At 69.2% G+C, this 13,420-nt stretch carries 16 protein-coding genes and 2 tRNA genes; 2 read left to right on the top strand and 16 right to left on the bottom strand.

The window, feature by feature from the left end:
• Window positions 1–61 precede the first annotated feature (61 nt).
• The 15 genes from I4Q42_RS02230 to I4Q42_RS02160 form a co-directional block, all read right to left on the bottom strand.
• Window positions 62–138: transfer RNA gene (locus I4Q42_RS02230), tRNA-His, on the bottom strand.
• Window positions 139–336: 198 nt separating this feature from the next.
• Entirely contained in the window at window positions 337–1,077 is a 741-nt protein-coding gene (locus I4Q42_RS02225; protein WP_198574426.1) for an energy transducer TonB, read from the bottom strand.
• 10 nt (window positions 1,078–1,087) lie between these two features.
• Entirely contained in the window at window positions 1,088–1,522 is a 435-nt protein-coding gene (locus tag I4Q42_RS02220) for a biopolymer transporter ExbD (protein WP_198574425.1), read from the bottom strand.
• Window positions 1,523–1,527: 5 nt separating this feature from the next.
• Window positions 1,528–2,439, bottom strand: coding sequence for a MotA/TolQ/ExbB proton channel family protein (locus I4Q42_RS02215; RefSeq protein ID WP_198574424.1), 912 nt, complete (start codon window positions 2,437–2,439; stop codon window positions 1,528–1,530).
• Between the two features lie 588 nt (window positions 2,440–3,027).
• Window positions 3,028–3,345 carry an addiction module antidote protein gene (locus I4Q42_RS02210; protein ID WP_198574423.1) on the bottom strand — a complete coding sequence of 106 codons (318 nt, stop codon included), beginning with the start codon at window positions 3,343–3,345 and terminating at the stop codon, window positions 3,028–3,030.
• A gap of 41 nt (window positions 3,346–3,386) precedes the next feature.
• Window positions 3,387–3,689: a type II toxin-antitoxin system RelE/ParE family toxin gene (locus I4Q42_RS02205; protein ID WP_198574422.1), complete on the bottom strand. Its 303-nt coding sequence runs from the start codon at window positions 3,687–3,689 to the stop codon at window positions 3,387–3,389.
• 144 nt (window positions 3,690–3,833) lie between these two features.
• Window positions 3,834–3,909 (bottom strand) — tRNA-Phe (locus I4Q42_RS02200).
• A 101-nt stretch (window positions 3,910–4,010) separates the two neighbouring features.
• The gene (gene yacG, locus I4Q42_RS02195) at window positions 4,011–4,181 is read right to left on the bottom strand and encodes a DNA gyrase inhibitor YacG (protein ID WP_198574421.1); all 171 of its coding nucleotides are present in this window, start codon (window positions 4,179–4,181) and stop codon (window positions 4,011–4,013) included.
• Complete coding sequence (locus I4Q42_RS02190) at window positions 4,178–5,218, bottom strand: ribonuclease E/G (protein ID WP_198574420.1); 1,041 nt, start codon at window positions 5,216–5,218, stop codon at window positions 4,178–4,180. The genes yacG and I4Q42_RS02190 overlap by 4 nt, the downstream gene beginning before the upstream one ends.
• A complete protein-coding gene (locus tag I4Q42_RS02185; RefSeq protein WP_198574419.1) occupies window positions 5,215–5,814 on the bottom strand; it encodes a Maf family nucleotide pyrophosphatase in 600 nt (199 codons plus the stop codon). Before I4Q42_RS02185 ends, I4Q42_RS02190 begins: the two co-directional genes overlap by 4 nt.
• A gap of 13 nt (window positions 5,815–5,827) precedes the next feature.
• Window positions 5,828–6,046 carry a translation initiation factor IF-1 gene (gene infA, locus I4Q42_RS02180; RefSeq protein WP_004617696.1) on the bottom strand — a complete coding sequence of 73 codons (219 nt, stop codon included), beginning with the start codon at window positions 6,044–6,046 and terminating at the stop codon, window positions 5,828–5,830.
• Window positions 6,047–6,144: 98 nt separating this feature from the next.
• Window positions 6,145–6,603, bottom strand: a complete 459-nt coding sequence (locus I4Q42_RS02175; RefSeq protein WP_198574418.1) for an arsenate-mycothiol transferase ArsC — start codon at window positions 6,601–6,603, stop codon at window positions 6,145–6,147.
• A 2-nt stretch (window positions 6,604–6,605) separates the two neighbouring features.
• On the bottom strand, window positions 6,606–7,082 hold the full coding sequence (locus I4Q42_RS02170; protein WP_198574626.1) for a UPF0262 family protein: 477 nt from the start codon (window positions 7,080–7,082) through the stop codon (window positions 6,606–6,608).
• A gap of 21 nt (window positions 7,083–7,103) precedes the next feature.
• On the bottom strand, window positions 7,104–8,402 hold the full coding sequence (hisD, locus tag I4Q42_RS02165; RefSeq protein WP_198574417.1) for a histidinol dehydrogenase: 1,299 nt from the start codon (window positions 8,400–8,402) through the stop codon (window positions 7,104–7,106).
• A 55-nt stretch (window positions 8,403–8,457) separates the two neighbouring features.
• Window positions 8,458–8,877, bottom strand: coding sequence for a hypothetical protein (locus I4Q42_RS02160; RefSeq protein ID WP_198574416.1), 420 nt, complete (start codon window positions 8,875–8,877; stop codon window positions 8,458–8,460).
• A 191-nt stretch (window positions 8,878–9,068) separates the two neighbouring features.
• On the opposite strand from I4Q42_RS02160, the gene I4Q42_RS02155 reads away from it, so the two are divergent.
• On the top strand, window positions 9,069–10,769 hold the full coding sequence (locus I4Q42_RS02155) for an Hsp70 family protein (protein WP_198574415.1): 1,701 nt from the start codon (window positions 9,069–9,071) through the stop codon (window positions 10,767–10,769).
• The gene (locus I4Q42_RS02150) at window positions 10,766–12,529 is read left to right on the top strand and encodes a J domain-containing protein (protein ID WP_198574414.1); all 1,764 of its coding nucleotides are present in this window, start codon (window positions 10,766–10,768) and stop codon (window positions 12,527–12,529) included. The genes I4Q42_RS02155 and I4Q42_RS02150 overlap by 4 nt, the downstream gene beginning before the upstream one ends.
• 8 nt (window positions 12,530–12,537) lie before the next feature.
• On the opposite strand, the gene I4Q42_RS02145 is transcribed toward I4Q42_RS02150, so the two are convergent.
• Window positions 12,538–13,386, bottom strand: a complete 849-nt coding sequence (locus tag I4Q42_RS02145; RefSeq protein WP_198574413.1) for an enoyl-CoA hydratase-related protein — start codon at window positions 13,384–13,386, stop codon at window positions 12,538–12,540.
• Window positions 13,387–13,420: the final 34 nt, after the last annotated feature.

Below are 13,420 nucleotides of genomic sequence, written 5' to 3'. Positions count from 1 at the left end.
GTCATCCACGCCGGCAAACGAAAAAGGCCCGGCGTCGCCGCCGGGCCTTTTCATCGTCGCGTGGTACCACCTCTCGGGCTCGAACCGAGGACCTCTAGATCCACAATCTAGCGCTCTAACCAACTGAGCTAAGGCGGCTCCGCGAAGAGGCGTGTTCTTAGTCGCAGCCGCTTTCGGGATCAAGCGGCGAAACGCCGCCGCCCCCAAGAAAAACGGCGCCGGAAAAACGACGGCTGCAACAACCCCGCCGGAAATCCGCCTCAAGCCGCGCCCAAAGAAAAACGCCCCGGGGCGCGAGCCCCGAGGCGTCTTCTTGGGATCGTTCCCAGGCCGTCGCTATTGCGGGACCTGGAAGGTGATCGGCACCGTGATCTCGCCGCCGTCCACCGGAGCCCCGTCGAGGGTCTTCGGCTTCATGCGGAAGAGGCGCGACAGCTTCAGGGCCGCGTCGCCGAAACCGTAGTCGGCCGGAGATTCCGACACGACCGAGCAGTTCTCGAGCGAACCCTTGGCGTTCACCGTACAACGGATCGTCGCACGACCACCCGTTTCCGTCCGCTGTGCACGGTCCGGATAGTACCGGGCCATGTCGTCGGCGTTCGGCTTACGCGCCCAATCGGGACGCGTCACGACCGAAGCCCGGGCGGGCGGGGCCGTCACCGGCGCCGGCGGAGCCGACGAGATGATCGGCGGCGCCGTCTGCTCGACCCGCTCCTTGACGGGCGGGATCGGGAGCGGCGGCGGCGGCGTCACGTCCGGCGGCGGCGCGATCGGCGGCCTCGGCTGCACCACCGCCGGAGGCGGAGGCGGAGCGTTGGTCGGCGGCGGCGGCGGCGGCGGCGGAGGCGGCGGCGGAGGCGGCGGAGGCGGAGGCAGCTCCACATCCACGGCTTCGTCGCTGTACTCCTTCAGCGCCGCTTCGAACTTCTGCCCGGCCAGGTAGACAAACAGGGCCAAGTGGAAGCCGACGACGATGATCGTGGCGACGCCGAAGGTGCCGAGGCCCTTCTTGCGACGCGGACCTTCCGACGTGAGCGGGTCGTAGTGGCGATGCTCGGGCGCTTGTTGTTCAGCCATGCATCACCCCTCAGCTATTCTCATCCCGGCCGATAAGGGCCACGCTGTAGAACCCGTTGTCCTGGAGGGTGTTCATCACCTCCATGAACGAGCCATAGCGAGTCTTTTCGTCCGCGCGGATGAAGATGCGCTCCTTGGAGGGATCGCGTCTGCCGATGCTCTTCGTGAGGTCTTCACCCATGGTGTCGATCGAGGTGCGGTCGTCTCCGATATAGAGCTGACCATTGGCCTTGATCGAGATGTAGACCGGTTTCGGCGGGTTGGGGGTCGCTTTCGCTACCGCCGGCGGCAGGTTCACTTCGATCGACACGGAGGCCAGCGGGGCCGCCACCATGAAGATGATCAGGAGAACCAGCATGACGTCCACGAAGGGCGTAACGTTGATCTCGCTGTTCTGTTCGACGTTGAACCTGTCGCCGCCGCCACCCGAAAGTTTGGCGGCCATCGGTCTTACGCCCCCTTGTCGAGCTGACGCGAGATAGCGTTCATCAGTTCAGCAACGAAACCTTCCGAGCGAGTGCCGAAGGCCGAGATGCGGGTTTGGAAGTAGTTGTAGAAGATAACGGCCGGGATAGCGGCAAACAGACCGATACCGGTGGCGAGCAGCGCTTCGGCGATACCCGGGGCCACGACGGCGAGGTTGGTCGTGTTGGTGTTCGCGATGCTGATGAACGAGGTCATGATCCCGTAGACCGTACCGAACAGACCGATGAACGGACCGCCCGAGCCGACCGAGGCCAGGAACACCATGCCGCCCGACAGGCGCTTGGCCAGCGAGGCTTGCACCGCGTTGATGGCGTAGGTGGCGCGAGCCAGGGTCGAGTCACGGTGCTCGCCGGCGACTTGCAGGCCAGCTTGACGCGACAGTTCGACTTCCTGGGCGGCCGCGGCGGCCATGTCGGCCAGCGGGTTGCCTTCGAATTCTTCCGACGACCCGATGCGGGCGATGTCGGCGATCGAGCGAGCGCCGCGGAAGGCTTCCAGGAACTGGTCGGTTTGCTTGTTCAGGCTGCCGAACTCGAGGAGCTTGGTGATCAGCAGAACCCACGAGAAGACCGAGGCCAGCAGCAGGCCGATCATGACGACCTTAACGACGATGCCGGCCGCGAGGAACATGCCGACCGGGGTCAGCGAGTGCGACTTCATCTTTTCGGTGGCGGCTTCACCGGCGTTTTCGCCTTCGGCCGGAGCGGCTTCAGCGGCCGGGGCCGGGGTTTCGGCCGGGGTCGCGGCCGGAGCGGCGGCTTCGGCGGCAGCCGGCGCGGGAGCGGCGGCGTCCTGAGCGAAGGCCGGGGCGCTCACCATCAGCGCCATGGCGCCGACGAGAGCGATGAGGGGGGTCTTCCGTTTAATGTCGAGCATCTGTCGCCAGTTCCTGATTGGTCTAGCACGTTTGGACCGAGGGTCGTCGCGCGAGAGCGTCTCCACCCTAACTTGAAAAGCCCGCTTTCCCATCCGATCTCTCGGAAGATGGGCGGACCCGCTTCGCTGCGCTCGACCCGTTACGCCCCCCTCGCCGAGCTCATGCCCGACTAGAAGGATCGTTTCGAAGCGCGAGTGACCGCAGCCCCTTTCGAGGCTCAGGTCTTACCGCAATGTTAGAATTGCGGCAGGGGTCCTTTGGCAACCCCTTTTCGCACCGTCAAGGGGGCGGCTTGGGCATAAATTTACGACAGTCAGCGCTCGAAAGCGGTTATTGCTGCACTGCACAAAAGCCAAATCAACATTTCAAGGCGGTTTTTCCCTGTCAAAGGGAATACCGGCGCCGCAGCGCAGCATGCCGACAAAACAACGATCTGTCGCCGACTGCACGGAAGGTGGTCAGACATCCGCCAAACCAGGCGCCGCAGAATCCCTGGCAGCGCTCTCAGATGTCCTGACCGGACAAGAATCCGTCGGCTTGACGCCCCAGGCCGGCGATTGGTCAGACCTGATCGGACGCACCTAACGCTAGGCGGCGTCCGCGGGCTCTTCCAGGCGCACCGTCAGCTGCAGGCCGAGCGCCTGCATCACCTTCAGCACGGTCTCGAAGCGGGGATTGGCGCCGTCCTTGAGCGCCTTGTAGAGGCTTTCACGGCCCAGGCCCGCCCTCTCCGCAACCTCGGTCATGCCGAGCGCCCGAGCGGCGACGCCCAGGGCGTGCTGGATGTAGGCCGCATCGCCGGTCTCCATCGCATCCGCCACGAAGAACGCGACGTCCTCCGGGCGGTCGAGCAGCCGAGCGGGATCGAAAGGAAGCGTCTCCGTGGGCGCGGTCTTCTGGGTCATGGTCATCCTCTCCGTTGGCGGCGGCGTCCGCCCTCCCCTCTTCATCCGGGCGGGGGAAGCCCGCGGGCGAGTTCCTTGGCCTTCGCGATATCCCGGTCCTGGGTCGACTTGTCGCCGCCCGCCAGCATCACGATCACGACGTCGCCTTGGCGCACATAGTAGAGGCGGTAGCCTGGCCCCGTGTGGATCCTGAGCTCGCTCACCCCTTCACCGACCGCCTTGGCGTCGCCGAAATGGCCGTAACCCAGGCGCGCCACACGGGCGGCGACCTGTCGCCTGGCGATCGGATCGCGCAGCGCGTCCGACCACGCGCTGAACCCAGCGGTCTGGCGAACCTCGATCATGCCCGCATGTATCCACATGGATACTCAAGCGTCAAGCGCGGTGTATCCGTACGGATACAAGCCCCTGAAACGAACTCGACGACGGACCGTTCAAGCTCCAAGCGGAGGCTCGACAACACGATCAATTTTAAAGGAAAAAGAAGGTGGTGCCTGGGGCCGGAATCGAACCAGCGACACGCGGATTTTCAATCCGCTGCTCTACCAACTGAGCTACCCAGGCCCTTGGACCTTGGAGGCGGTTAAGGCCGCCCCGGCCTCGCCCTGCGGCGAGGAGCCGGGTCTATAGGAGAGCCCGGCGGGCTTGTCCAGCGCCCTTTTCGACTAATCTTCAAAGTCTGTGGACAGTGGGTTTTCGTCGTCATCCTGGCCGCCGGGCACGACGTAGCGGTCCGACAGCCAGCGCTGCAGATCAACGTCCGCGCAGCGCTTGGAGCAGAATGGACGGGCCTCCTGGGTCGCCGGCTTGCGGCAGATGGGACAGGGGCTGCTCATGACGCGGAGACCTCGAGGCGGTCGTTGGACCAGCCGGATACGGCCGTGACCGTGAAGCGCCGGCCAAGGCGGTCGGCGAGGCCGGCGTCGAGCGCGGCGAAGGCCTCGAGCACGGCGGGGGCGCAGCGGGCGACGAGGCGACCGCCGGGATCGGCCCGCCCTTCCCGCTCCAGGGCCCGCGCCAGGCGTCGGGCGGCGTAGGCCGGCGTCCAGGCCCCGCCGGGACCGACCAGCCGCTCCATGACCGGCTTGGCGCGCCGCGGCACGGCCATCTCCAGCGCCCCGAATTTGCTGAGCGCCCCGATGGCCACGCCCGGATTGTCGGGCGCGAAGGCCACGCGGGCGGCCGTGGTCAGGGCCTGGCCGTCATGGCCGCGCCCCACCAGGTCGAACACCACCAGGCCGCCCAGGCCCTTCAGGCGCATGACGCGGGCCGCCACGCCCAGGGCGGCCATGTTGGCCTGGCGGGCGGCGCGCTTGGCGTCGCCCTCGCGGCCGCCCAGGTCGACGTCGATCGAGACCAGGGCTCGCGTCGCCTCGACGGCGATGTCGCCGCCGCCGGGCAGCGGGAAGACGGTGTCGAGAATCTCGGCCTCGGCGGCCTCGACCGCCTCCAGCGCCCGCTCGCCCGTGGTCGGGGAGCCGGCCTTCACGTGGTGGCGCAGCTGGTCCTCGACGCTGGGCGCCGTCTCCAGCACGCGCGGCTCACCGTCGGCTTCGGCGATGAACCGGGCCACGGCGGCCTTGTCGGCGCGCGAGGCGGTGCGGATCTCGATTTCCACGAGCCCGCCCTGCACCAGCTTGGGCATGTCGGGCTTGAGCGGCAGCAGCACGTCGGCGCCGCCCGGCAGGGCCACGAAGGCGGCGGCGAAGGCCCGCTCGATGGATTTCACCCGGGCCACGCCGCGAACGCCCTCGGCGTCCAGCACGTCGTCGCTGGGCCACTGGACGATCAGGCGCTCGGGCCGGCCGTCCAGGGTGACGACGCCGACGGTCTCGCCGACGCCCTTGTGGAGATAGGCGCGACGCTCGCTCATGCGGCGGCCTCGCGGCGGGTCCAGCCCCGGCCTTCGAGCATGCAGAGGGTCTCGTAAAGGGGCAGGCCGACCACGCTGGGATAGGAGCCCTGCAGGTCTACGATGAAGCCGCCCGCCACGCCCTGCACGCCATAGCCGCCGGCCTTGCCGCGCCATTCGCCGCCGGCGACGTACGATTCGAATTCGCTCGCGGACAGGCGCTTGAACACCACCCGGGTCTCGACCACCCGCGAGCTGATCCCGCCGTCCGGCCCGATCAGGGCCACGCCCGTCAGCACCTTGTGGGCGCGGCCGGTCAGCAGGTTCAGGCAGTGGCGAACGTCGGCCTCGATCTCGGCCTTGGGCAGGATGCGACGGCCGACGGCCACCACCGTATCGGCGGCCAGCACGAAGTCGCCCGGCGCACGGGCGGCGACGGCGCGCGCCTTCTCCTGCGCCAGGCGCAGGGCGTGGCGGCGCGGGGTCTCGTCGCGCAGGGGCGACTCGTCGATGTCGGCGGGATCGACCCGGTCGGGCGTGACGCCGACCTGGGCCAACAGGTCCAAGCGCCGGGGGCTCGCACTGGCCAGGACCAGCTGAGGCTGGGCGACCGTCATGTGCGCGCCCGGCTTACTTGAAGCGGTAGGTGATACGGCCCTTGGTCAGGTCGTAGGGGGTCATTTCCACGAGCACCTTGTCACCGGCCAGCACGCGGATGCGGTTCTTGCGCATCTTGCCGGCGGTGTGGGCGATGATCTCGTGATCGTTCTCGAGTTTCACGCGGAAGGTGGCGTTGGGCAGCAATTCGCTGACCGTGCCGGGAAACTCGAGCAGTTCTTCCTTAGCCATCAGGCCTCTCAAAAGGGGTTCAATAGCAACGCGGCCCGCGCGACCCGAAAACGAGTCGTGACGCGAGCCGCGGCTGCGAGGCGGGGCTTATAGCGCATTCACCCCCCGAACGTCGATGGTGTCCCGAAGCGAGCGCGAATCGCGGCCGAAAGCGTGTCGCGAACCTCGCGATAGGCGGCCAGCATGGCCTCACGCGAGCCTTCGGTCACCAGGGTGGGGTCGTGGGTCGGCCAGTACTCGATCTCGACCGCCCGGTCGCGCGACAGCTCCACGGCCCGGTGCTGGGCTTCGGGGGTCAGCGAGACCACCACGTCGAAGCTGTCGTCCTCCAGTTCGGCGAAGGTCTTGGGCCGGTGCTTGGCCACGTCTACGCCCAGCTCGTCCATCACCGCCACCACGAAGGGGTCGATCCCCTCCCCGGCCGGATCCGACTTCAACCCGCAGGAATCGACATAGGCGCTGGTGCCGTAGAAGCGCTTGAACAGCGCCTCGGCCATCGGCGATCGCACGCGGTTGTAGTTGCAGGTGAACAGCACCGCATCGGGCAGCTCGACCACCCTCAGCCCCGCCAGTGCAGCGCGCAGATCAGGGTGAACAGCCGCCGGGCCGTGTCGAGGTCGGTCTTGACCTTGCCCTCCAGCCGCTCGCGCAGCAGGTTGGAGCCCTCGTTGTGCAGGCCGCGCCGGCCCATGTCCAAGGCCTCGATCTGCTGCGGCGTCGAGTTGCGGATCGCCTGGTAATAGCTGTCGCAGATCATGAAGTAGTCGCGGATCACCCCGCGGAACGGCGACAGCGACAGCAGGTGGCGCTTCTCGTAGCCGCCGCCGGTGATGTCGAGCGCCAGCCGATTCTCGATCAGCGACAGCTTCAGGTCATAGGGGCCGGCCTCGGCGTCGGCGGGCTGGAAGTAGTTGCCGTCCAGCAGGTCGAAGATCGCCACCTGGCGCTCCTGCTCCTGGTCGCGCGAGGCGGCTGCCAACGAATCCTCGTCGATGGCGATGGTCTTCAGGAAATGCTTGCTGGCGTCGTCGGACATCTTGGCCACGAGGTTGGCGCGTCAGCTCTTGGAAGGCAACCGGCCCGGAAGCCGAATAGACGCCGACAAGGCGTGGGCCGGCAGGCCCTCGGCCTCCGCCAGCGCCGCCGTGTGCGGTCCCAGGATGCCGAACGAGGCCGCGTCGCACTTCACGATCGAGGTGCGCTTGATGAAGTCGTAGATCGACAGGCCCGACTGGAAGCGCGCCGCACGGCTGGTCGGCAGCACGTGGTTGGAGCCGGCCACGTAGTCGCCGATCGCTTCCGGCGTCAGGCGGCCCAGGAAGATCGCCCCGGCGTGGCGCACGCGGTCGGCCAGCCGTTCGGGCTCGTCGAGGGCGAACTCGACGTGCTCGGGGGCGATGGCGTCGACCAGGGCCGGGCTCTCGTCCAGCGGCGCGATGATCACCGCGCCGTGGTCGCGCCACGAGGCGGCGGCGTCCTCGCCGGTGGCCAGGGTCTTCAGGCGCGCGATCACGGCCTCTTCGACGGCGGCGGCGAAGGCCTCGTCGTCGGTGATCAGGATCGACTGGGCGGCGGGGTCGTGCTCGGCCTGGCTCAGCAGGTCGGCGGCGATCCAGTCGGGATCGTTCTTGGCGTCGGCGACCACGACGATCTCCGACGGCCCGGCCAGGGCGTCGATGCCGACCACGCCGTACAGCCGGCGCTTGGCGGCGGTGACATAGGCGTTGCCGGGGCCGACGATCTTGTCGACCGGCTGGATCGGTCCCGCGCCATAGGCCAGGGCGGCGACGGCCTGGGCCCCGCCGATGCGCCAGATCTCGGTGACGCCGGCTTCCTTGGCGGCCGCCAGCACCGCCGGCTGCAGCTTGCCCGGCGGGGTGACCATGGCGATGCGGTCGACACCAGCCACCTGGGCCGGCACGGCGTTCATCAGCACGGTCGAGGGATAGGCCGCCCGGCCGCCGGGCACGTAGACGCCCACGGCCTCCAGCGCCGTCCAGCGCCAGCCCAGCTCCACCCCGGCCTCGTCGGTCCAGGCCTGGTCGGCCGGACGCTGGCGGCTGTGATAGACGCGGATGCGTTCGGCGGCGAAGGCGATGGCCTCGCGCACCTCCGGCGAGCACTCGGCCGCGCCCGCCTCGATCTCGGCGGCCGTGACGCGCACGGTCTCGGGCGTCAGCTCCACCTTGTCGAAGCGGCGGGTGTAGTCGAGCACGGCCTCGAGACCGCCATGCTTGACCGCCTCCAGCACGTCCGCGGTCGCGGCGTCGACATCGGCCGGCGAACCGCGGCGCTCGTCGAGGAAGGCCTTGAAGGCCTGGGCGAAGTCGGGGCTGGAGAAGTCGAACCGGCGCATGGCGCCTAGATGCGCGTTTTTACGGCGGGGGCAAGGGGTTTCGGGACCGGAAGGCTCAACCGATCTTCGCGCGCACCTGCTCGGCCAGCGCGGCCGAGCGCGCCTCGCAGGCCGGCTTCTGCCTGGCGCTGGGGCAGAACGAGACCGGCACGACCACGGTCTCCCCGACCGGCAGCTGATGCGAGCGGATGACCATCTGGTCGGCCATCCGCAGGGCCGAGTCGGCGAAGCCGTAGCCGGCGGGCGTCTCCAGCTCGACCCGGCAGCCAGTGATCCGCCCCTCCGGCGCCTGGATGCAGACCAGGATCGCCGCGCCCTCGACGTGGTTGAACACGGCCTTGCGCGAGGTGAACTGCTGGTCGGATGGCGAGGCCGCCGGGCCGCCCCAGTTCTCGCCGGCCACCTTCTCGGGAATGCAGCCGCAGAGCGCCAGACCGCTCGCCGCCAGGACTGCCAGCACCGCACGCGAAACCATCGTCTTCCCCCGAAGCCGCTCCACCGCACATTGATCGAGCAGTAAGCCAGACTTGGCGCTGGCGTGCGAGCCCCAGGCCCAATGGCCGCGAGGCGGGCGCCCCGGGCGCTCCTCCGCCCTTGAGTTCCCGCCGCCGACAACGCTAAACCCAAGCTTGAGTTTGCGTACATTGGGCGTGACGGGGGCGTGGCGTGATCATCGGCATCGATCTGGGAACCACCAACAGCGCCGCCGGCGTCTGGCGGGACGGCAAGGTGGAGCTCATCCCCAACAGCCTGGGGGCGGTTCTGACGCCGTCGGCCGTGGGCCTCGACGACGACGGCGCCCTGCTGGTCGGCCTGGCCGCGCGCGAGCGCCGCTCGACCCACCCGCAGCTGACCGCCACCACCTTCAAGCGCTACATGGGCACGACCCGCGCCACCCAGCTGGGCAGGCAGTCCTACCAGCCTGAAGAACTGTCGGCCCTGGTCCTGGCGCGCCTCAAGGCCGACGCCGAGGCCTATCTGGGCGAGCCGGTGACCGAGGCCGTCATCACCGTGCCGGCCTATTTCAACGACAAGCAGCGCAAGGCCACCCGCCGGGCGGGCGAACTGGCCGGCCTGAAGGTCGAGCGCCTGCTCAACGAGCCCACCGCCGCGGCCCTGGCCTACGGCATCCACGAACTGGCCGACGAGACCCGCTTCCTGGTGTTCGACCTGGGCGGCGGCACCTTCGACGTCTCGGTGCTGGAGATCTTCGAGGGCGTCATCGAGGTGCGCGCCTCGACCGGCGACAACCGCCTGGGCGGCGAGGACTTCAACCGGCTGCTGGTCGACCGCCTGCGCGCGGCCCACCGCGAGGCCCTGGGGGCCGACGCGATGAACGAGGCCCTGACCACCCGCCTGGAGGCCGCCGCCGAAAAGGCCCGCCGCGCCCTCACCCAGGCCGAGCGCGCCGAGATGGCCGTCACCTGGAAGGACCGCACCCACACGATCGAGATCACGACGGAAGACTTCGAGGCCGCGGCCGCGCCGCTGCTGGCCAAGCTGAAGGAGCCGGTCAGCCGCGCCCTGCGCGACGGCGGCCTGGGCCCCAACGACCTGAAGGAGATCATCCTGGTCGGCGGCGCCACCCGCATGCCGCTGGTGCGCCGCACCGTCACCCGGATGTTCGGCCGCTTTCCGTCCACGGCGGTCCACCCCGACGAGGCCGTGGTCGCCGGCGCGGCGATCCAGGCGGGCCTCAAGAGCCGCGACGCCGCGCTCAAGGACGTGGTGATGACCGACGTCTGCCCCTATTCCCTGGGCGTCGACGTGGCCGAACCGGGCCCGATGGGCTCGATGCGCACCGGCATCTTCTCGCCGGTGATCGAGCGCAACACCGTCGTCCCGGCCAGCCGCGCCAAGATCTTCGGCACCCTGCAGAACAACCAGCGCAAGGTGATCTTCGGCATCTACCAGGGCGAGGCCCGCATGGTGGCCGACAACGTCCGCCTGGGCGAGGTCGAGATCCCCGTGCCACCCGGCAAGGCCGGCGAGGTCGCCGTCGAGTGCCGCTTCAGCTACGACGTCAACGGCCTGATCGAGATCGACGTCCTGGTGCCCCAGACCAACGAGCGCCGCCAGCTGGTGATCGTCGACGAGGACGACCAGCGCTCGTCCGACCTGGAACAGCGCCGCGCCGCCCTGGCCGCGCTGAAGGTCCATCCGCGTGACACCGACGCCAACCGCGCCGCCATCGCCCGCGCCCAGCGCTGCTACGAGCTGTTCCTGGGCGAGACCCGCGAGCATGTCGGCGCCCTGCTGTCGCAGTTCGAGGGCGTGCTCGAGGGCCAGGATCCCCGCCAGATCGAGATCGCCCGCCAGCAGCTGCTGACCGCGCTGGACGCCCTCGAAGGCGAGAGCTTCCTGTGAGCGACGACATCTGGGACGTCCTGGGCCTGGCGCCGACCCGCGATCGCGACCAGATCCGCCGCGCCTACGCCCGCAAGCTGCGCGCCACCAATCCCGAGGACAACGCCGAGGGTTTCATGCGGCTGCGCGAGGCTCATGACGAGGCGCTCGAGCGTATCCGGCACGACTGGATGTGGGACGACGAAGGCGAAGACGCAGACGAAAGCGGCGCGGAGGCCGGCGGCGCTCCGAGCCTGGTCCTCGATTCCACCTCGCTGCAGACCCTGCTGCGGACCGGCCGCATCGCCCAGGCCGAGACCTTCGCGCCTCAAACCGCCCTGCCCCCAACCGCCCTGTGCGACGCCGCCACGCCCGAGGCCGAGGAACTGCGGGCCCGGTTCGACCGCCTCGAAAGCCTGCTGCGCGCCGCCGAGCGACCGCCCGTCAGCGCGCTCGAGGCCGCCTTCCACGCGGTGCTGAACGCCGAGGCCCTGGACGAGATCGCGGTCGCCGCCGCCGTCGAGGCGCGGATCGCCGACCTGCTGCTGCACGGCCTGCCCCGCGCCGACCCGCTGCTGGCCCCGGCGATCGACGCCTTCCGCTGGCGACGCAACGACCTGCGCTTCGAGCCCGGCCCGACCGTCGAGGCCCTGGTCGCCCGCCACGACTTCGTGGAAAGCCGCGCCCGGATGCTGAAGTTCGACGACTACACCCGCAAGGTGGTCGAGCTGCTGCAAGGCCCGCCGTCGGCCAAGCCGCCGCTGCTGTGGCGCTTCGATCCCGGCTTCGACCGCGCCATGAAGGACATGCTTGGCCGGATCGGCGACGGCGATGGCGCGCTGGCGGCCGATTTCGACGCCCGGACCCTGACCCTATGGCGCGAACGCTACGCCCGGCCGCGCCTTTCGGCGGGAATGGTCGCGGCCATCGGCTCGGCGGCCCTGCTCGGACCGGTATTCGGGGTTTTTCTGGACAAGGGACTGCCTGGCGTCATCGCCAGCGCCCTGGCCGCGCCGACCTTGGTTCTCGCCGGCCTGATGGCCTATCTCCATGGCTATCTGCGCCTGAAGACCGCCTGGGAAGACCACCGCGCCTGGCGCGCCGGCATTCTGGAGCGGACCGGCTGGTGGCCGCTCAGCCTGGCGTTGCTGCTGGCCTCGGCCCTGCTGCCCGATACGCTGGCGAGCGCGGGGATCGTGGCCGGCCTCGCCGCGCCCATCCTGGCCTGGACCTTCATCACCGCCGCTCCGCTTTTACCCCCGGCGCCCCTTCACCATCGGCTATTGGCGCAGGTGGTGCCTTTCGCCTGGGCGTTGACTCTGCCGCTGTTCGACATCGACGTCGTCACCCAGCCGGTGATCGTCGCCCTGGCCGCGGCGGCGGCCGTCGACCTGCGCGGCGGCGCGCTGTCGAGCCAAGTCTGGCACACAGAGATCGGCAAGATCGGACGCGTCGTCGGCGCGCTTGCCATGTTGGCCGCGGCGATCGCCCTTGGCGTAACCGCGTGGCGTATGGCCGGCGAGACGCCGCCGACCTGGGCTCCGCTCTGCGTCGCCGGGATCCTCGCCCTGGCCATCGCCCACCGGCTGCCGGTCGCCATCCTGGGCGAGGATATCGCGAAGATGCGCTACTATGGCATGTTCGCCCTGTTCTGGATCATCAAGGGCTTCGACGCCCTTGTCGGCTCCTGGCTGGTGACCAGCTCGCTGTGGATGCTGACCGGCATGGTCGCGGGCTTGATCCTGTCGCTCGCCATTGAGGCTCGCGACAGAACCCGCTGACGCCTCGGCTATTGGCTCTCAGCGATCCAGCTCGGTTTCCGCTTGGCCAGGAACGCCCTCAAGCCCTCCTGGCCCTCGTCCGACACGCGCCGGCGGGCGATGCGGCGGGCGCTGTCGTCGATCAGGCCGCGGTCGATCTTCTCGAAGGCGAAGTCGTTGACCAGGGCCTTGGCGTCGCCGATCGCGCCGGGGGCGCAGGGGGTCACCTCCTCGATCAGGGCGTCCTGCGCGGCGACCAGGCCCTCGACATCGTCGAACACCTCGTCGACCAGGCCGTAGCTCCAGGCCGCGTCGGCGTCGAACACCCGGCCGGTGGCGAACAGCAGCTTGGAGGTGCGCGGCCCCAGGGCGGCGATCACATAGGGGCTGATGGTCGCCGGGGTCAGGCCCAGCTTCACTTCCGAGAAGGCGAACTTGGCGTCGGCCGTGGCCAGGGCGTGGTCGCAGGCCGCCACCAGCCCCGCCCCGCCGCCGAAGGCCGCGCCCTCGACCAGGGCCACGGTAAGGGCTGGCACGTCGTGCAGCGCCTTCAGCATATGCGCCAGCTCCAGCGCGTCGGTCCGGTTGTCGTCCTCGCTCCAGTCGGCGGCCGCCGCCATCCATTCCAGGTCGGCGCCGGCGCAGAAGGTCCCGCCCACGCCGCGCAGGAACACCACCCGCACGCCCTCGGCCCCGTGCAGGGTCTCGAACGCTTGAGCAAGAGCGGCGATGGTCGCCGAATCGAAGGCGTTCTTCTTTTCCGGCCGATTGATCCACACCGTCACCGCCCCCTCGGGCGTCGAGTCGATATGGACCAGCGGGCTCATGGCGTCGGTGTCCGGCACCTCGACGATCGGGTCGGCGATGGGGTTGGTCATGAGCACGCTCCTTCTAATGGGAAGTCTAATGGTA

This window comes from Caulobacter hibisci, assembly GCF_016135805.1.
Taxonomy (GTDB): Bacteria; Pseudomonadota; Alphaproteobacteria; order Caulobacterales; family Caulobacteraceae; genus Caulobacter; species Caulobacter hibisci.
The sequence above is the reverse complement of the archived record's forward strand: the minus strand, read 5'-3'. Positions and strand labels throughout refer to the sequence as shown.